The organism is Amycolatopsis plumensis (assembly GCF_042652605.1).
Classification (GTDB): domain Bacteria; phylum Actinomycetota; class Actinomycetes; order Mycobacteriales; family Pseudonocardiaceae; genus Amycolatopsis; species Amycolatopsis plumensis.
The window spans coordinates 8,270,363-8,288,249 of record NZ_JBHSJY010000001.1; the positions used below are offsets into that span (position 1 = coordinate 8,270,363).

Genomic DNA, 17,887 nt, shown 5'->3' on the forward strand with positions numbered 1-17,887 from the left:
GAACCCGGTCAGGCCGGCCCGTCACCGGGCCGGCCTGACGGCCTATCCCACCGCCCACCGCTGGTTCGACCCGCCGTTGCAGCTCCAGATGATCACCTTGCTGCCGTTGGCGGTCGCCGCGCCGCTGACGTCCAGGCACAGCCCCGACTGGCCGTTCGTGACGGTCCCGCCGCTGGTGAACGTCCACTTCTGGCCGTTCCCGCCGCTGCAGTTCGCGATGACCGCCGCGGTACCGGCGCTCGTCCCGCCGCCCGCGGTGTCCAGGCAGCGCTTCGTGCCACCGGAGTAGACGCTCAGCTCGCCCGCGCTGCCGCGGGTCCACTGCTGGTTCGCCCCGTTGTTGCAGTCCCAGATCTGCACCTGGGTCCCCGCCGTGGTCGACGAGCTCGGCACGTCCAGGCAGCGGTTCGAGGCCACCGCGCGCACCGGGCCGGCGCCGCCGGGGTCGGGGGTGCCGCCGTTGAGAGTGTCGAGGACCGCCGAATACGCCTGCTTCTTGCCGTAGTTGCCGTCGAACAGCAGCGGGGTGTCGCCGGAGCGCCACGAATACTTGTCCGTCACGCCCCACACGGTGATGCCCGTGCAGCGCGACACGGCCATGCAGGCCTGGGTGACCTGCCGGTAGACGTTCGCCTGCCCGGACCCCGAGCCGCCGACGTCCAGTTCGGTGATCTGCACGTCGACGCCGAGGTCGGCGAAGCGCTGCAGGTTCGCCTGGTAGCTGCCGAGGTTCGAGCTCGAGCTCAGGTGGCTCTGGAAGCCCACGCAGTCGATCGGCACGCCGCGGCTCTTGAAGTCCCGGACCATGTTGTAGATGCCGGTGCTCTTGGAGTTGATGCCGTCGGTGTTGTAGTCGTTGTAGCAGAGCTTCGCACCCGGGTCGGCCGCGGGGGCCGCGCGGAAGGCGTCCTCGATGTAGCCGTCACCGAGCTTCTGCTGGAAGGTCGCCTGACGGCGGGTGCCGTTCTCCTCGAACGCTTCGTTGACCACGTCCCAGGCGATGACCTGGCCCTTCCAGTGCCCGGCCACCTGGCTGATGTGGTTGAGCATGGCCGAACGCAGGTTGTTCGCGTCCAGCCCGCCGACCCACGGCGCCAGCTGCTGGTACCACACCAGCGTGTGCCCGCGGATCTTCATCCCCTTGCTCTTCGCCTGGCTCACGATCCGGTCGGCGGGCGCGAAGTTGAACTGGTTGCGGTTGGGCTCGACCGTGTCCCACTTCATCTCGTTCTCCGGCGTGACGCCGTTGAACTCCGCCGTCCACGTGTTCACGTAGGCCGCTTCGCCGAGGTGAGCGGTCGAGATGGCGGCGCCGAAGTACCGGCCGGTCTGGGCGGCCGCGGCCCCGAGCGTGCTCGCCGCCCCGGCGACGCCGGGCGAGAGCACCAGCGCGGTCGCCGACAGGCCGGCCGCGGCGAGGACGGTGACGGCGGTCCGGAGACGCCGCCGTGAAGGTGCAGCGGTGATCATCGAAAGCCTCGATTCCCTCCGGGACGGGTCAGCCCAACGTCCACTGCTGGTTGCTGCCGCCGTTGCAGGTCCACAACTCGACCGGGGCGCCCTCGGCCGTCGAAGCACCGGTGACGTCCAGGCACAGCCCGGACTGGGCCCCGGTGACCGTGCCGTTCGAGTTGACGTTCCACTGCTGGTTGGCCTGCCCGTTGCACGGCCAGGTCACCACCTTCGTGCCCGCGCTGGTGCCCTGCCCGGACGCGTCCAGGCACAGCGTCGCCCCGTTGAGGGTGGCCGTCAGCCTGCCGTCCGAGGTGCGCGTCCACGCCTGGTTCGGCTGGCCGGAGCAGCCGGCGATCTGCAGCTGCGTGCCCTGGGTGGCGTTCGGGGCGGACAGGCACTTGCCCGCGCCGACCGCGTGCACCGGCCCGGTTCCCGTGGTGCTGCCGCCGGTGCCGTACCCGGCCGCGACGATGTTGGCCTGGACGGCGTTCTCGGTGGCGTCCGACGGGTAGCCGGACGTCATCACGCCCTCGTAGAACGTGCCCGCCGAGCCGATGCTGTTGTCGCCGCCGGTGCCGAGGATGATGGCACCTTCCTTGCGCATCGGGTTGTACCCGGCCACGTTGGGCCGCACGCCGTCGTAGAAGGTGGACACGCCGCCGGACTGGGCGTTGCCGCCGCGGATGGCCCACCGGTTCGGACCGCCCTTGACGATCGCCGTCAGGTACCGGTGGCTGATGCTCGGGTCGTTGGCGTTGTAGCGCTGGTTGACGCCGGAGAAGAGCCCGTTCTCGAGGTCCGCCATGATCCACGGCCCGTTGCCGGCGCCGTAGCCCCACACCTTGATGTTGCCGAAGTAGATGGCTTCCATCGTGCCGTTGCCGTTGTCGCGGCTGTTGCGCTCGGCGTTGCCATAGTCGAAGCAGCAGCCGCCGTTGTAGTGCGTGCCGTCGAAGATCGCGTACATGCCTTCCGGCTGGTCGCCGGTCGCGGTCCCGGTGGCGTTGTTGTTGCGGTACCCGGTACCCGGCGCCACGAACACGCCGTAGGCCTTCTGCCCGCCGACCGTGGTCGGCGCGGCCGTCGCGCTGGCCAGGTTGTCGTACCCGCCCGGTGCCGGGCCGGAGAAGCCGCCCGGCGGGGCCTGGGTCAGGTGGTTGTTCCGGCCGGACTGGTCGTAGATCACCGTGATCAGGCACGACGTCCCGGCGCAGAACGAATCCTGGGCCGCGGCGTTCGCGACGCCGCCCGCACTCAGCACGCCGATGTCCCGCGTCGTGTTGTCCGACGCCCGCCGCACCTGGTACAGCGAGCCGCTGTAGGTGCCGTACAGCGCCCGGGTGGTCGAATGCGCGGCCACACAAGGCGTTCCCCCGGCCGCGTAGATGTCACACGGCCCCTGGGTGGCGGCCTGAGACGCCGTCGCCGTGCCGGCCACCGCGCCCGCGGCGATCACCACGGCCGGCCACAACCTCGTCCAGCGCTTGCTCATCGCGAACTCCTTTGTCCGGACGGAATTCCGCTAGCTCCGCGTCCACTTCTGGGCGTTGCCGCCCGTGCAGGTCTGCAGCGTCACCGGCGTGCTGTTCCCGGTGCCGTTGCCGTTCGGCGTGAGGCACAGTCCGGATTGGACACCGGTGATCGTGCCGTCCGCGGCGGCGTTCCACTGCTGGTTGGTGCCGCCCGTGCAGTCCCAGATGATCGCCCGGGTGCCGGCGGAGGTCCCCGCGCCCTCGGCGTCGAGGCACTTGCTGCCGTAGACCTGCAGCTGCTTGCCCGAGGTCAGGGTCCACTGCTGGTTGCTGCCGCCGTTGCAGTCCCACAGCGTCACCTGCGTGCCGTTGGTCTGCGACACGTTCGGGACGTCGAGGCAGCGCCCGGCCGCGGTGTTGCGCAGCACCGACGTCGACCCGCCGCCCGAACCGGCGACGGCGAAGTTGTCGAACTGCGCGGTCTCCCCCACGGCCGTGCCGATGCCGACCTGGCCGGCCGGGAAGGTGCTGTCGGTGACCGTGCCGACGACGGTGCCGTCGACCGAGGCGGTGATGGTGCTGCCGGAGAAGCCCAGCGACAGCTTGTGCCAGCTGCCGGTGCCGAGCGCGGTCGTCGTCCCGGTGCGCAGCGTCGTGTTCTGCTGGCTGGTGTTGTTGCGCCGGATCGACCAGGCGCCGGTGTCACTGACCCGGAAGTAGTACGCGTTCAGCGCGCCCTGGTTGCCGGTGTCCTGCGAGCCGGCCCGGCCGAGCAGCTCGACGTACCCGGACTTCTCCAGCAGCACGTCCGTGCTGAGCGTGTAGTTGCTCCAGGCGATGTTGCCCAGCAGGGCGTAGGGATCGACGAACTTCTTCCAGGGGATGGTCTTCTGCGTGGCGGCCTGGCGCACGCAGGTGCCCGCGCGGCCCGCGCCGCAGGCGGCGGTCTCGAACGCGCCCTCCATGTCCATCAGGTACTTGGCTTCCTTGCCCTTCGCGTACGCCTCGAAGTCGTCGCTGTAGGGCAGGTTGAGCGAACCCTGCGGCGGGCTGGTCGCGGTGCCCTTGCCCTGCCCGGTGGTGGTCGTGATCGAGTAAAGGTAGCCGGGCTGGACGGTCAGGGAGAAGGCGCCGCCGTTCGGCGTGATGTCGGTGCTGTGCACGAAGTGGTCGGCCGGGTTGTTCGAGTTGAGGTTGCTCGCCCACACGTGCACCTGGCCGGTGGACAGCCCGCCGGTGACGTTCAGGTTCAGCGTCTGGGCCGACGTGGCGTCCAGCGTCTCGATGATCGTGCTGTAGTCGGTGTTGTTCGGCGACTTGAGCGAGACGTAGCTGCCGTTGCCGCGGTTCCCGCCGAGGTAGCCGCTGGAGGCGTCGAGGTACTTCCAGCCGGGCGCGGTGAACTGCGTCGTGTGCGCCAGCGCCCACGCGTCCTTGCCGACCGAGTAGTAGCCGGACCACGGCTGGTTGGCGAGGATCAGCCCGACGGTCGGCCACGGGATGTTCGGGGTGACGGCGGCGATCAGGTCCCAGTTGAGGTACGCGGTCATCTTGCCGTCGAGGTAGACGCGGTTGATCCCGCGGGCCAGCGGCTTGGCGCCGTCGTTGTAGTCCTGGGAGCCGTTCTCGCTCGACCACAGCGTCTTGCCGGTGTTGGTGACGCTCGACGGCACGCTGCAGGAGGTCTGCGCGCTGAGGTAGCCGCACGTGTAGTGGGCGCTGAGCACGTCGGTGGCGTTGCGGTAGGCCGTGTTCGTCGAGATCGCGCTCGCCGGGCCCCAGTCCCCCGGCCACGAGTCACCGGAGATGATCTTGATGGCGCTGTACCCGTTGGCGTTGAGCGCGTTGCGGAGGGTGACGGTCCAGTCCGCGCTCCACTGCTTCTCGTTCTGGACGCTCGTGAGGTAGTCGATGGTCAGCCCGTGCTGCTTCGCGCACCCTAGCCACGACAGGTAGTAGTCGGTCAGGTCGTTGGAGAAGAACGTGCCGTTGCCGATCCAGCCCGGCGCGCCCCAGGGCAGGCCCACGAGCTTGATGCCGGGGTTGCGCAGCTTGGCCTGTTCCATGATCCACCACTCGTACCCGCGGTTGCAGTCGAGATCGCCGCGGAAGTGGGCGTGGCTCGGCTCCGCACCGCTGGTGGAGTTCGTGTCCCCGCCCATTTCCACCTTGAGGATCTGCAGGGCGGCCCCGTAGCCGGGCTTGAACAGGTAGTCGAGGATCTGCCCGCGCTGGGGCTCCGGGTAGTCGATCAGCAGGCGGCTGTTGCCCCCGCCGCCGCTGACCGCGCCGACGCCGTCGAACGTGCGTCCGCCGGAGCTTCCGTTGATCGTGATCGAGGTGGCGGCCTGGGCCGGCGCCGCGGCGACGACGCTGCCTGCCACGGCCAGGACGACCGCGGTGACCACCGCTGTCGCGCTCCGGAACATGGGTGTCCTCACTTCCGACGCAGGGCGGCACCCGGCGAAAGTTCCGGGTCTGCCGGCGAAACAATCGAACGATCGACGAAGGGGGGAACGCCCTCGTCCGGCCGGGAATCCGCCCAGGAGAACCCATCTTCGTCGATGGTGACCACGCGCTGCGTTAACGCTAACAGTCACTCTGCCGCCGAACAACTGTCGTTCTTCGCCCCGATGTAATTTTCGGGACGGCAGGCGAAAGCGGCGCCCGCGCCCCTTTCCCGGACCGCATTCCCCGGCTACAGTCTCGGACTGCTGGGAGCGCTCCCAGCGGACTTTTCCGGCGCCAGCCCCGTCGTTCGAAGGAGAACGTGCATGCGAAGCAGGACAGTGGCCGCCGGCGGACTCGCCGCCGTCGCCGTGACCGGCGTCGTCGCCACGACCACGTGGGCCGGCGCGCAGGCCGCCGCCTCGGCGTACTACACCGATCCCGGCACCAACGCGGCCAAGTGGGTCGCGGCGAACCCCGGCGACTCGCGGGCCGCGGTCATCCGCGACCGGATCGCCGCGGTACCCCAGGCACGCTGGTTCACCACCACCAACACCTCCACCGTGCGCGGCGAGGTGGACGCCTACGTCGGCGCCGCGGCCGCCGCCGGGAAAATCCCGATCATGGTCGTCTACGACATCCCCAACCGCGACTGCGGCGGCGCCAGCAGCGGGGGCGCGCCCTCGCACGACGCCTACCGCGCGTGGATCGACCAGGTGGCGGCCGGGCTGGCGGGCCGTCCGGCCGCCATCGTGCTCGAACCCGACGTGCTCCCGCAGATGACGAACTGCCAGAACAGCGACCAGCAGCGCCAGACCACGGCGTCGATGGCGTACGCGGGCAAGAAGCTCAAGGCCGGCTCGTCGCAGGCGAAGGTGTACTTCGACATCGGGCACTCGGCGTGGCTTTCCGCCGGTGAGGCCGCCTCGCGGCTGCGGGCCGCCGACATCTCGAACAGCGCCGACGGCATCTCCACCAACGTGTCCAACTACCGTGCGACCTCCGACGAAGTCGCCTACGACAAGGCGATCCTCAACCAGCTGGGCGATTCGCGGCTGAAGGCCGTGATCGACACCAGCCGCAACGGCAACGGACCGCAGGGCAGCGAGTGGTGCGACCCGGGCGGGCGGGCGATCGGCACGCCGAGCACCAACCAGACCGGCGACAGCCAGATCGACGCGTTCCTGTGGATCAAGCCGCCGGGCGAGGCGGACGGCTGCATCGCCACGGCCGGCCAGTTCGTGCCCCAGCGGGCCTACGACCTCGCCGTCGCGGCCGGGCCGATCCAGACCACCACCCCGACGACACCCACGACGCCGACCACGCCCACCACGCCGACGACCCCGACCACGCCCACCACCACGACCCCGCAGCCGACCGGCGGCTGCACGGTCACCCACCGGGTGGTCAGCTCCTGGCCGACCGGGTACACCGGCGAGATCGTCATCGAAAACCGCGGTGCGGCCCTCACCGGCTGGACGCTGACGTTCTCCGCACCCGGCGTCACCGTCACCCAGGGCTGGAACGGGACCTGGAGCGACGGCGGCGACGTCGTGACGGTTACCAACACGTCGTGGAACGGCAACCTGGGCACGAACGCGACGGCCACGCTCGGCTACAACGCGAACTACACCGGTGGCACGCCGCCGTTCCTGCAGCCGGCGCTCAACGGGACGTACTGCTCCTGAGCCGCAGCGCGGAGACGAGGAAGAAGATGCCGCCCAGCGTGGCGTACCCGGCCAGTGCCGTCAGCGCAGCACCGTCCATTGTGGCCTGCACGAGGAAGGAAGTGCCGGCCACGACGGAGATCGCGCCGCTGAGGATCATCGGCCACTGGCCGCCGAGGCCACGCCGGGCGGCACCGACGACGAGCTGGACCAGGCCGGCCACGATCGCCCAGCTGCCCCACACGCGCAGCACGCCGGGGATTCCGGACGAGGCGGCGACGGCCAGGCCGGCGGCGGCGAGCAGGCTGATCGCGACGTTCACCCAGAGCGCCGTGACCGGCCTGCCCGCCCCCGCCGAACGCGCGTCCAGCACCGCGGCGACGACGTCGAACAGCGGGTACAGCACGAGCAGCGCGATGCTGACGGGTCCGAGACTCGAGGCCGTCGCGAAGAGCAATCCGGCCCAGACGAGGGCGAACGCGAAGCGGACGAAGTAAAGCCGCCGCAAAGCCTGGGCGTGGCCGGCGGCCGGAACGGTGTCGGTGGTCATGGGTGCTCCCGGTAGATAGAACGATCTGTCTCGTTGGCGACTATGGCAGCGGTTTGCCGATGCCGTCAAGACCGACCGTTCTATCTGCTAGGCTGGTTGCGTCCCGGGAGGTGACCTTGTCCGAAGCACGAGGGCGGCTGCTGGCCTCGGCGAGCCGGCTGTTCTACACCGAAGGCCTGCACTCGGTCGGCATCGACCGGGTCATCGCCGACGCCGGCGTCACCCGCGCCACGCTCTACCGGCACTTCCCCAGCAAGGACGACCTGCTGGTGGCCTACCTGACCGAGGCGGACGCCCTCATCCGGACCCAGGTGGAATCGGCACGGAACGCGGCGGGCGGCTCGCCCCGGGAGGCCGTCCTGGCGGTGGCCGCCACGATCGCCGACGGCATCCGGTCACCCGGGTTCCGGGGCTGCGCGTTCCTCAACGCCGCCGCCGAATACCCCGACCCCGGCCACCCGGTGCACCAAGCCGTTCTCGCCCATCGGCAGTGGTTCCTGGACACGGTCACGGAACTGCTCGCCGCCACCGGGGAAACCGCTCCCGGGCCGGCCGCCCAGCACTTCGTCATGCTCCGCGACGGCGCCATGGCCGCGGGCTGCCTTACCGACCCAGACCCGATCTGCGCCACGTTCCTCCGTGGCGTGGAAGGGATCCTGCGGTACCGCGACGCGCCGGCGGCGGCCGGCGTCAAGCGGCGGAAGTGAACCCGGCCGGCACTCCAGACGGCTCGATTGGCCGCGCGGCCGGATGGGTATTCCTCCCGACATGGGTGCTTGGGGCAAACGGCTCATCGCGTTGGCGGCGGCTGTGGTGGTGCTGATCGCCGCGATCCTGGTCGCATCGGCGGTGCACCTGTTACCCCAGTTGCGCAATCCGTTCGCCCAGAAGACCGAAGAGCACTCCGGTCCGGTGCTGCTGCAGTCGATCGTCGAGCTTTCGCGCTACGAGGCGGCCAGCGGCTCCTTCCAGGTCGTCGTCGACATCAAGAGCAGCTCCGTCCTGCCCAGCTTCCTCGTGGGCAGCGACACCCTGTTCATCGGAGTCGGCACGGACAACGCCTTCGTCGACTTCTCGCGGCTGAAGAGCGACGCCGTCCAGGTCTCCGACGACCGCCAGTCCGCCACGATCACCCTGGGCCACGCGCAGCTGGAGCCGGCCACCCTGAACGTCCACGAGTCCCGGGTGTACGCACAGCAGCAGGGCCTGTTCACCCGGATCAACGATTTCCTCAGCGGGAACCCGAACTCGCAGCAGGCCTTGTACGAGCTCGCCCAGAAGCAGATCCAGGCCGCCGCCGCGAAGAGCTCCCTGATCGCCGACGCCGAGCGCAACACCCGGACGATGCTGACCGGCCTGCTGCAGTCGCTGGGCTTCAAGACCATCACCGTCAAGTACGCCGACAGCAATCCCGGCTGATCCCGGCCGGCGCCGCACGCGCGACGCCGGCCGCGTCGATCAGCCGTTGCGTACCAGCCGCCACCGGTTGGCCGCGGCGCCGTTGTCCGGGCCCTGCACGGCATACGCACCCGCCGCCGTGGAGCCGTTCTCGATCGTCAGCAGCTTGCCGCTGTTGACGTTGCGGATCTTCGAGGTCCCGTCGCCCTGGTCGACGAGGGTCCAGCGGTGGTCGGCGGTGCCGTTGTCCGACCACTGCAGGACGCGGGCGTTGTCCGCCGTGGACATGTCCAGGACGCCGAGCACCTTGCCGCTGTTGGCGTTGCGGAACCGGACGGCGCTGCCGTCGGTGATCATCTCCCAGTTGTGGTCCGCGGTGCCGCTGTCGGACCACTGCAGCGCGCGGCCGCCGTCGGCGGTGGACATGTTCTCGACGCCCAGCACCAGCCCGCTGCCCACGTTGACCAGCCGGTAGGTGATCGTACCGGCGCCACCGGTGTTCCAGTAGACGGTGTAGTTGAAGCCCTGGGCGTCGTAGAAGGGCACCAGGTTGACGGCCGAGCCGTTCGCGGTGGCGCTGAAGGTCAGCGCCGTGCTGCTGGTCCGGGTGACCGAGCTCGGGTTCAGCGACGGCAACGCGGAGAGCGTGCTGCTGCCGTAGTTGCCGGCCAGCACGACCGGGCCGTAGGTGACCGCCGCGACGTTCGCGTTGTCGTTGGCCGCCTTCAGGGCGACCTTCATCGGCAGCCGGACGGTGACCGTGTCGCCGGAGGTCCAAGCCCGGGTCAGGGTGGCGTAGCTGCCCGGGGTGGCGGTCACGTTCTGCGCGACGCCGTTGACGCTGATGGTCGCTCCGCTGGTCCAGCCCGGGATACGGAGACGCATCGCCCAGGTCCCGCTGACGCTCCCGGTCACCGTCAGCGTGCTGGTGTCGCTCGCCGGGAAGGACGTGGTCTGGGTGACCGTGATGCCGCGCTCGGTCCAGGTGAGCACCGAGGGCAGGAACTGGTTCACGATCAGCGTCGTGCCGGCGTAGAAGTAGATCGAGTCCGACAGCTTCGTCTGGGTTTCCAGGCCGCTGCCCTGGCAGCACCAGAACGAGTTGTAGTCAGTGCTCCACGTGCCGCCGCCCCACGCCGGGCCGAGACCGCGGCGGCCGCCGGGGTTGAGCGAGCTGAAGTAGGTGATGTGGCCGTGGCTGTCGGCCGGGTTCTGCTGGCCGATCATCTGGTTGAGCAGGGCGCGCTCGTAGTAGTCGGCCAGGTCGGCGCGGTCCGGGTACAGCGCGATCAGTTCCCGGGTCAGCTTGAGCATGTTGTAGGTGTTGCAGCTCTCGCACGTGTCCTGATTGAGGTACCCGGCGATGGCGTTGGGCGCGCGGAAGTGCTCGGCCTGGCTGTTGCCGCCGATGGCGTAGGTGTGCGCGCCCACGGTGATGTTCCACGCGTTGGTGGCGATGTCGCGGTAGCGGGTGGTGCCGGTGGCCTTGTACTCCCGCGCGGCGCCGATCCACTTGGGGATCTGGGTGTTGGCGTGCAGCCCGTTGAGCTGGTCGCGGTTGGCGGCGAGGGGGTCGAACACGGCGGCGTGGTCAAACCGCTGCGCGGTGGTCAGCCACCGCGAGTCGCCGGTGTACTGGTAGAGGTCCGTCAGCACCGCGTTCATGCCGCCGAACTCGGTGTTGAGCACCGACTGCATCTGGCTCGCCGAGAGCCGGGCGGTCCGCCGGTCGACCCACCCCGCCAGGTTCAGCAGCACGTCGCGGGCCTGGGTGCTGCCGATGTACCGCCACACGTCGAGCAGGCCGGCCATCGTCTTGTGGATGCAGTAGTAGGGCACGTTGCCGTTCGACAGGCGCCCGGCTTCGAGGTTGTCGAAATCGGCCTCGGGGAACCCGGACAGGTATCCGGCGGTGAACCCGGCGGCGCCGTTGTTCGCCTGGCACTTCGCCAGCTCCGCCACCATGGTCGTGGCCTTGTCCCGGCACGTGGTGTCGCCGGCGACGGCCCACAGCTGGGCCCACGCGGTCAGGAAGTGGCCCTGGACGTGGCTGCGGAACGGGAAGGTCGGCGCGTCCCAGCCGCCGTTGGTGGCCGCGCCGTTCGTGGAGAGCCGGTGGTTGGCGCGGAAGACGTAGAGGAGCCGGTTGACGTCGACGAACCGCAGGTAGTTCTGCGTGCGGTTCTGGTTGTCCAGCCACCGGCTCGCCGTCAGCCGTACCTGGCCGAGCTCGAACGGGAACGCGGACACGCCCGCGTCCGGGCGGACCGGGCCGACGGCCGCGGCGGCGGTGGTGGCCGCCGAAGCGGCGGGCGCCCAGCCGACGGCGGATCCGGCCGCGGAGGCGATGGCGGTGGCGCCGGCGGCTTGCAGCAGCCGACGGCGACTGAAGGAGGAGGTCACCGGGTGCTCCGTTCGTCATTGAGCGGGACAGGGGGACGGGCGGCGTGAATGTTAGCGCTAACAAGCTCTGCTGTCACGACCCTTCCGCGGCCGACGCCGTCGCACGGCCCTCCGTGCCGTCTCCGGCGAGCCGGGGACCAGGGCCATCGGAAATCGTTTCCCACAAATAGCGGAATTCGTTTTCGACTGTTTCGACGAACTGAAAATTTCATTTCCTGCTGGACGGCCATTCGAAACCCGTGCTACAACCGGAACACCTTGAGCAGGCGTCCGACGCCGAAGGCCCGAGGAATTCCCCATCGGCCGAAGGGATTTCGCATGCCCAAGTTCGGATCACCGTTCCGGACCATGGTGACCGCCGCCCTGCTCGCACTGGCCGTCTGCGCCGCTCCCCCGGGCGCCGCCGCGGCGGCCCAGGCGGCCGCGCCCAGCGCCGGGTGCGGCAAGAATCCCACGCTCACCAGCGGTAAACGCACGATCCAGAGCAACGGCAAGAGCCGCAGCTTCATCCTGCAGCTACCCCCCACCTACGACGACAGCACGCCGCACCGGCTGGCCTTCGGCTTCCACTGGCTGGGCGGCACCGCCGAACAGGTCGCCTCGGGTGGCAGCGACGGCTACGCCTGGGCCTACTACGGCATGCAGTCCCAGTCGGGGAACTCGACGATCTTCGTGGCCCCGCAAGGCCTCAACAACGGTTGGGGCAATTCCGGCGGCGAGGACGTCACCTTCACCGACGACATGGTCCGGCTGATCGAGAACGACCTGTGCGTCGACACGACGCAGCTGTTCTCCATCGGCTTCAGCTACGGCGGCGCGATGAGCTACGCGCTCGCCTGCGCCCGGGCGAGCGTCTTCCGCGCGGTCGTGGCCATCGCCGCGCCCGGCGCGATCAGCGGGTGCAGCGGGGGCACCCAGCCCATCGCGTACATGGGGATCCACGGCGTGTCGGACAACATCGGTGCCGGACGGGGCCTGCGGGACACGTTCGTCCGCAACAACGGCTGCACCCCGCAGAACGCCCCGGAACCCGCGCCGGGCAGCAAAACGCACTACCTCACCGTCTATTCGGGGTGCCGGGCCGGCTACCCGGTGGTCTGGGCGCCGTTCGACGGCGGCCACCAGCAGGGCCCGGTGGACGGCTGCACCGGCTGCGAGAGCGGCGCGCGGAGCTGGGACAAGGCCGAGATCTGGAAGTTCTTCAGCCAGTTCGGCGGCAGCGACCCGAACCCGCCCACCTCGCCGGTGCAGGTCGGCGTGAACTACTCGCTGGTCGCCGCCCACAGCGGCAAATCGGCGGACATCAGCGGCGCGTCCACCGCGGCGGGCGCCACCCTGATCCAGTGGTCCTCGCACACCGCGGCCAACCAGCAGTTCGACTTCCTGGCCTCCGCCGACGGCTACTACCGCATCCGCGCCCGCCACAGCGGGCTCGTCCTCCAGGTCGCGAGCACGGCCTCCGGCGCGGACATCACCCAGCAACCCGACACCGACGCGGCCACCCAGCAGTGGAAGGTCACCGACCAGGGCGGCACGGTCAGCCTGGTCAACCGGGCCAGCGGCCTCGCGATGGACGTCTGGGGTGCCTCGACCGCCGACGGCGCGCGCATCTCGCAGTACGCCGCCTCCGGGAACGCCAACCAGCGGTTCCAGCTCCAGCGCTCCTGAGGAGGACGACGATGCCCGACCTGACCCGACGACAGGCGATCCGGCTGGGTGCCGGGCTGGTGCCCCTCGTGTGGACGGCGACCGCCCGGCCCGGCTCGGCCGCGCCGTCCGACGTCCGGGCGGTGAACGACCTGGCGCTGTGGTACGACAAGCCGGCCGGCACCGAGTGGCTGCGGGCGCTGCCGATCGGCAACGGCAGGCTGGGCGCCATGGTGTTCGGCAACACCGACACCGAACGCCTGCAGCTCAACGAGGACACCGTCTGGGCGGGCGGCCCCCACGACTACAGCAACACCCAGGGCGCGGGGGCCCTCGCCCAGATCCGGCAGCTCGTGTTCGCGAACCAGTGGACCCAGGCGCAGTCGCTGATCGACCAGAAGATGCTCGGCACGCCGGCCGCCCAGCAGCCGTACCAGCCCGTCGGCACGCTCAGCCTCGCCCTCCCGGGCGCCACCGCGTCTTCGTACCAGCGCTGGCTCGACCTGACCACGGCCACCACGGTCGTCACCTACGTCGCGAACAACGTGCGCTACCGGCGCGAGGTGTTCGCCAGCGCCGTGGACCAGGTGATCGTCCTGCGGTTGACGGCGGAGACACCCGGCTCGGTCTCGTTCTCCGCGTCGTTCGGCACGCCGCAGCGGGCGTCGACGTCCAGCCCGAACGGCACCACGATCGCCCTCGACGGCGTTTCCTCCGACAGCCGCGGCATCCCCGGCTCGGTCCGGTTCCTCGCCCTGGCGAACGCCACCGCCGAAGGCGGGACGACCAGCAGTTCCGGCGGCACGCTGCGGGTGTCCGGGGCCAACGCCGTGACGCTGCTGATCTCGATCGGCACCAGCTACGTCGACTACCGCACGGTGAACGGGGACTACCAGGGCATCGCGCGCACCCGGCTGGCCGCCGCCCAGTCGCTCCCCTACGACTCCCTGCGCAGCCGGCACGTCGCCGACTACCAGAAGCTGTTCGGGCGCACCACCCTCGACCTCGGCCGCACCGCGGCGGCCGACCAGCCCACCGACGTCCGGATCGCGCAGCACAACAGCGTCAACGACCCGCAGTTCGCCGCCCTGCTCTTCCAGTTCGGCCGCTACCTGCTGATTTCCTCGTCCCGGCCGGGCACCCAGCCGGCCAACCTGCAGGGCATCTGGAACGACAGCCTGAACCCGTCGTGGGAGTCGAAGTACACGCTCAACGCCAACCTGCCGATGAACTACTGGCCGGCCGACGTCACCAACCTCGCCGAGTGCTACGAACCCGTGTTCGCCATGATCGCCGATCTCGCCGTCACCGGCGCCCGGACCGCGCAGGTCGAGTACGGTGCCCGCGGCTGGGTCACCCACCACAACACCGACGGGTGGCGTGGCTCCTCCATTGTGGACTTCGCGCAGGCCGGCATGTGGCAGACCGGCGGCGCCTGGCTCGCCACCATGATCTGGGACCACTACCGCTTCACCGGCGACGTCGCCTTCCTGCGCGCCCGCTACCCGCTGCTCAAGGGCGCCGCCCAATTCTTCCTCGACGCGCTGGTGACCGAACCCTCGCTCGGCTACCTGGTCACCAACCCGTCGAACTCCCCCGAGCTGAACCACCACACGAACGCCTCCGTGTGCGCCGGGCCGACGATGGACATGCAGATCCTGCGCGACCTGTTCGACGGCTGCGCGGGCGCGTGTCAGGTGCTCGGCGTGGACGCCGCCTTCGCCGACCAGGTCAAGGCGGCCCGGCAGAAGCTGGCGCCGATGAAGGTCGGCTCACGCGGCAACATCCAGGAATGGCTCTACGACTGGGTGGAGACCGAACAGACCCACCGGCACATCTCGCACCTCTACGGCCTCTACCCCAGCAACCAGATCACCAAGCGCGGCACGCCCACGCTGTTCACGGCCGCCCGCAAGACGCTCCAGCTGCGCGGCGACGACGGCACCGGGTGGTCACTGGCCTGGAAGATCAACTACTGGGCGCGCATGGAAGAGGGCGCCAAGGCCCACGACCTGCTCCGGCTCCTCGTGCGGACGGACCGCCTGGCGCCCAACATGTTCGACCTCCACCCGCCGTTCCAGATCGACGGCAACTTCGGCGCGACGTCCGGCATCGCGGAATTGTTGCTGCACAGCCACAACGGTGAGCTGCACGTGCTGCCCGCGCTGCCGCCAGCCTGGCCCGACGGCAGCGTCACGGGCCTGCGCGGCCGCGGCGGCTACACCGTCGGCGCGACCTGGAGCAGCGGCGCGGCGACACAGCTCACCGTCACGCCCGACCGCGACGGGGACGTCCAGGTGCGCAGCCGGCTGTTCACCGCGGCCTACGAGGTCCTGGACACCACGAGCGGCACCAAGATCCAGCCGACGTTCGTCGAGAGCGATCTGGTCCGCTTCACCGGTCAGGGGGGACACACCTACCAGGCCACTTCGCTGGGCGGGCCGCCGCCGGTGGTGGAGCCCGGGGTGAACTACCGGCTCGTCGCCCAGCACAGCGGCAAGTCGGCCGACATCAACGGCGCCTCGACGAGTGCCGGGGCGGCGCTGATCCAGTGGCAGTCCGGCGGCGGACTGAACCAGCAGTTCGACTTCCTCGCCTCGGACGGCGGCTACCACCGCGTCCGCGCCCGGCACAGCGGGCTGGTCCTGCAGGTCGCGAGCTCGGCCTCGGGCGCGGACATCACCCAGCAACCCGACACCGGCGCGACGACCCAGCAGTGGAAGGTGACCGATCAGGGTGGTGGCGTGGTGAGCCTGGTCAACCGGGCCAGCGGTCTCGCGATGGACGTCTGGGGCGCCTCGACCGCCGACGGCGCGCGCATCTCCCAGTACGCCGTCGGCGGCGGCGCCAACCAGCGGTTCCTGCTACAGCGCGTCTGACCGGCGCAGGCCGTTGACCAGCAGTTTCACCAGGTGCCGGGCGTCGTACCGGGCCGCCGTCCCGGCGCCGGCGCAGAGGCTGCCGACGCCCCGCATCAGCTCGTAGGCGTCCTGGCCGGGGACGATCTCGCCGGCCGCGGCGGCCGCGTCCAGCAACTGCGTGCACACGGGGCCGAGGCGTTCGAGGAAGTACGCGTGCAGCGGGTCGTAGCAGGCTTCGTCGGACTGCAGCACCGACGCCAGCCCCTGCTTGGTGATGACGAAGTCGACGAACCGGTCGATCCACTTCACCAGGGCCTGGTGCGGCCCGGGTTCGCTGGCGAGCAGGGCGGGGCCGGCTTCGGCCAGGGCTTCGACCTGCAGCCGGTACACCGCGAGGATCAGGTCGGCCCGGGTCGGGTAGTGGCGGTAGATGGTCGCCGTGCCCACCCCGGCCCGGGCGGCGATCTCCCGGATCGGCGCTTCGACGCCGGACGTCACGAACACCGCCGCGGCGGCCTCCAGGACGTTCCCGGCGTTGCGCCGCGCATCGGCCCGCCGCGGCGGTTTCGCTGCCGCCGTCTCGCTCACGACCGCATGCTACCGGCCCCCACCGGCTCGCCGACGTCGAGCAGCAGCCCGGCCAGCTCCCCCGGCGCGGTGATCATGCAGTCGTGCCCGGTGGCGAGCTCCCGCACGTCCGCGGGCTCGCCGTTCGGCTGCACGGCGGGCACCGGGCGCCGGTCGAACCCCGCCGGCTTCACCGTGCAGTGGATGTGCGTGCGCGGGATCGCGGCGGCGGCCGGGTTGGCCAGCGTGACCCGCTCTTCGAGGCACCGGACCGACTGGTCGGACAGCATGGTCCGCAGCCACGCGACGTCGCCCGGCTCGGTCACCCCGAACAGGCCGAAGGGCGCGGGCAGTGCGGGCAGCGGCGGGACGCGCCAGCCGGTCCCGAGCATGCTTCGGGTGACCGGCATGACGTCGATCGCGTTCTCCCCGTCGGCGGGCACCATGGCGTCGAGGTACACCAGCCGGGCGATCCGCTCGGGCACCTCGTCGGCCACCGCGGAGATCACCAGGCCGGCGTAGCTGTGCCCGACCAGGACGACGTCGCGCAGGTCCGCCTCGGTCAGCAGCCGCACGACGTCGGCGGTGTGCGTGCGGAGCCCGACGTCCGGGGTGAGCAGGTGCCGGGTTTCGCCGTAGCCGGTGAGCGTCGGGGTGAACACCGGCCGCCCGCTCGCGGCCAGGCGCGGCACGACCCGCGCCCAGCACTGCCCGGTGTGCCAAGCGCCGTGGACCAGGACGTAGGTGATCGCCATGGAGAGCTCCTTAAATGGGACAGTGTCCCGGTTACCATACGGGACACTGTCCCACTTAGTCTCGGTGGGCTCGCAGGCCGTTGATCGCGATCGTGGTGAACCGCCGGGCGGCCGCCACTCGCGCCTGCGGCGAGGCCGCCTGGAGCCCGCCGGTTGCCATCAGCACCAGGACGACGTCGTCCAGCGTCGTCTCGGGGCGCACCCGGCCCGCGTCCTTCGCGCGGCGCACCAGCTCCGCGAGCGACTTCAGCGCCCGCTCCCGCTCGGCGGTGAAGTCCATCGGGAACGCCGACAGGAGCGCCGCCGTGATGGCCCGGTCGCGGGCGTACAGCTCGCCCAGCCGCTCGAGCACCGTCTGCAGGCCACGCCAAGGATCCGGATCGGCGACCGCGTCCTCGACGATCGCGTAGCACCCGTGCAGCCGCTCCTCGAACGCTTCGGTGAACAGCTGATCCTTGGTCGGGAAGTGGCGGTACAGCGTCGCCGGGCCGACATCCGCGTGCCGGGCGATCTCCCGCATCGGTGCGGCGGGGCCTTCGGCCGCGAACACGGCCCGGGCGGCTTCGAGGAGGCGTTCGCGGTTATCGCGGGCGTCCGAACGCCGGATCCGAGGCACTTGACCGGTCATCGTCTCACTTTAGGCGTACCGGACGGGGGCGTCCGT

Annotated in this window: 13 protein-coding genes; 5 read left to right on the forward strand and 8 right to left on the reverse strand. The window is 70.4% G+C overall.

All coding sequences use genetic code 11. The annotated features are described in order from the left end of the window. Window positions 1-42 precede the first annotated feature (42 nt). Genes ACFPLC_RS39910 through ACFPLC_RS39920 form a run of 3 tightly spaced genes read right to left on the reverse strand, consistent with a single transcriptional unit; the run spans window position 43 to window position 5,356 of the window. The gene (locus ACFPLC_RS39910) at window positions 43-1,470 is read right to left on the reverse strand and encodes an endo-1,4-beta-xylanase (protein WP_378206408.1); all 1,428 of its coding nucleotides are present in this window, start codon (window positions 1,468-1,470) and stop codon (window positions 43-45) included. Window positions 1,471-1,498: 28 nt separating this feature from the next. After that, on the reverse strand, window positions 1,499-2,947 hold the full coding sequence (locus ACFPLC_RS39915) for an arabinofuranosidase catalytic domain-containing protein (protein WP_378206405.1): 1,449 nt from the start codon (window positions 2,945-2,947) through the stop codon (window positions 1,499-1,501). A 30-nt stretch (window positions 2,948-2,977) separates the two neighbouring features. Next, window positions 2,978-5,356, reverse strand: coding sequence for a ricin-type beta-trefoil lectin domain protein (locus ACFPLC_RS39920; protein WP_378206402.1), 2,379 nt, complete (start codon window positions 5,354-5,356; stop codon window positions 2,978-2,980). A gap of 360 nt (window positions 5,357-5,716) precedes the next feature. On the opposite strand from ACFPLC_RS39920, the gene ACFPLC_RS39925 reads away from it, so the two are divergent. Next, entirely contained in the window at window positions 5,717-7,063 is a 1,347-nt protein-coding gene (locus tag ACFPLC_RS39925) for a glycoside hydrolase family 6 protein (RefSeq protein WP_378206465.1), read from the forward strand. Here ACFPLC_RS39925 and ACFPLC_RS39930 read toward each other — a convergent pair. Continuing rightward, window positions 7,041-7,592, reverse strand: coding sequence for a hypothetical protein (locus tag ACFPLC_RS39930; RefSeq protein WP_378206400.1), 552 nt, complete (start codon window positions 7,590-7,592; stop codon window positions 7,041-7,043). The genes ACFPLC_RS39925 and ACFPLC_RS39930 overlap by 23 nt on opposite strands. 116 nt (window positions 7,593-7,708) lie before the next feature. On the opposite strand from ACFPLC_RS39930, the gene ACFPLC_RS39935 reads away from it, so the two are divergent. After that, a complete protein-coding gene (locus ACFPLC_RS39935; protein ID WP_378206397.1) occupies window positions 7,709-8,299 on the forward strand; it encodes a TetR/AcrR family transcriptional regulator in 591 nt (196 codons plus the stop codon). A gap of 61 nt (window positions 8,300-8,360) precedes the next feature. After that, complete coding sequence (locus ACFPLC_RS39940) at window positions 8,361-9,011, forward strand: DUF4230 domain-containing protein (protein WP_378206394.1); 651 nt, start codon at window positions 8,361-8,363, stop codon at window positions 9,009-9,011. A gap of 39 nt (window positions 9,012-9,050) precedes the next feature. Here ACFPLC_RS39940 and ACFPLC_RS39945 read toward each other — a convergent pair whose 3' ends face one another. Further along, complete coding sequence (locus ACFPLC_RS39945) at window positions 9,051-11,393, reverse strand: beta-L-arabinofuranosidase domain-containing protein (RefSeq protein ID WP_378236094.1); 2,343 nt, start codon at window positions 11,391-11,393, stop codon at window positions 9,051-9,053. Between the two features lie 318 nt (window positions 11,394-11,711). Here ACFPLC_RS39945 and ACFPLC_RS39950 point away from each other — a divergent pair, with 318 nt between their 5' ends. Both ACFPLC_RS39950 and ACFPLC_RS39955 read left to right on the forward strand, forming a co-directional pair. Beyond that, on the forward strand, window positions 11,712-13,061 hold the full coding sequence (locus ACFPLC_RS39950) for an RICIN domain-containing protein (RefSeq protein ID WP_378206388.1): 1,350 nt from the start codon (window positions 11,712-11,714) through the stop codon (window positions 13,059-13,061). Window positions 13,062-13,072: 11 nt separating this feature from the next. Next, a complete protein-coding gene (locus ACFPLC_RS39955) occupies window positions 13,073-15,919 on the forward strand; it encodes a glycosyl hydrolase family 95 catalytic domain-containing protein (protein ID WP_378206385.1) in 2,847 nt (948 codons plus the stop codon). Here ACFPLC_RS39955 and ACFPLC_RS39960 read toward each other — a convergent pair. From ACFPLC_RS39960 to ACFPLC_RS39970, 3 genes are read right to left on the reverse strand one after another with little or no spacing between them, the layout of a single operon-like run. Beyond that, the gene (locus tag ACFPLC_RS39960; RefSeq protein WP_378206382.1) at window positions 15,905-16,489 is read right to left on the reverse strand and encodes a TetR/AcrR family transcriptional regulator; all 585 of its coding nucleotides are present in this window, start codon (window positions 16,487-16,489) and stop codon (window positions 15,905-15,907) included. The two genes, ACFPLC_RS39955 and ACFPLC_RS39960, sit on opposite strands and share 15 nt — an antisense overlap. Next, window positions 16,486-17,223 (reverse strand): alpha/beta hydrolase, encoded by a 738-nt coding sequence (locus tag ACFPLC_RS39965; protein ID WP_378206379.1) that lies wholly within the window; start codon window positions 17,221-17,223, stop codon window positions 16,486-16,488. The genes ACFPLC_RS39960 and ACFPLC_RS39965 overlap by 4 nt, the downstream gene beginning before the upstream one ends. 55 nt (window positions 17,224-17,278) lie before the next feature. Next, window positions 17,279-17,851 carry a TetR/AcrR family transcriptional regulator gene (locus ACFPLC_RS39970; protein ID WP_378206377.1) on the reverse strand — a complete coding sequence of 191 codons (573 nt, stop codon included), beginning with the start codon at window positions 17,849-17,851 and terminating at the stop codon, window positions 17,279-17,281. Between the last annotated feature and the right edge of the window lie 36 nt (window positions 17,852-17,887).

Bases quoted from the DNA above. Each gene is read 5' to 3' on its own strand.
- ACFPLC_RS39910 (WP_378206408.1), bottom strand. From the start codon at position 1,470: ATGATCACCGCTGCACCTTCACGGCGGCGTCTCCGGACCGCCGTCACC.
- ACFPLC_RS39970 (WP_378206377.1), bottom strand. From the start codon at position 17,851: ATGACCGGTCAAGTGCCTCGGATCCGGCGTTCGGACGCCCGCGATAAC.
- ACFPLC_RS39940 (WP_378206394.1), top strand. From the start codon at position 8,361: ATGGGTGCTTGGGGCAAACGGCTCATCGCGTTGGCGGCGGCTGTGGTG.
- ACFPLC_RS39955 (WP_378206385.1), top strand. From the start codon at position 13,073: ATGCCCGACCTGACCCGACGACAGGCGATCCGGCTGGGTGCCGGGCTG.
- ACFPLC_RS39920 (WP_378206402.1), bottom strand. From the start codon at position 5,356: ATGTTCCGGAGCGCGACAGCGGTGGTCACCGCGGTCGTCCTGGCCGTG.
- ACFPLC_RS39915 (WP_378206405.1), bottom strand. From the start codon at position 2,947: ATGAGCAAGCGCTGGACGAGGTTGTGGCCGGCCGTGGTGATCGCCGCG.
- ACFPLC_RS39965 (WP_378206379.1), bottom strand. From the start codon at position 17,223: ATGGCGATCACCTACGTCCTGGTCCACGGCGCTTGGCACACCGGGCAG.
- ACFPLC_RS39930 (WP_378206400.1), bottom strand. From the start codon at position 7,592: ATGACCACCGACACCGTTCCGGCCGCCGGCCACGCCCAGGCTTTGCGG.
- ACFPLC_RS39950 (WP_378206388.1), top strand. From the start codon at position 11,712: ATGCCCAAGTTCGGATCACCGTTCCGGACCATGGTGACCGCCGCCCTG.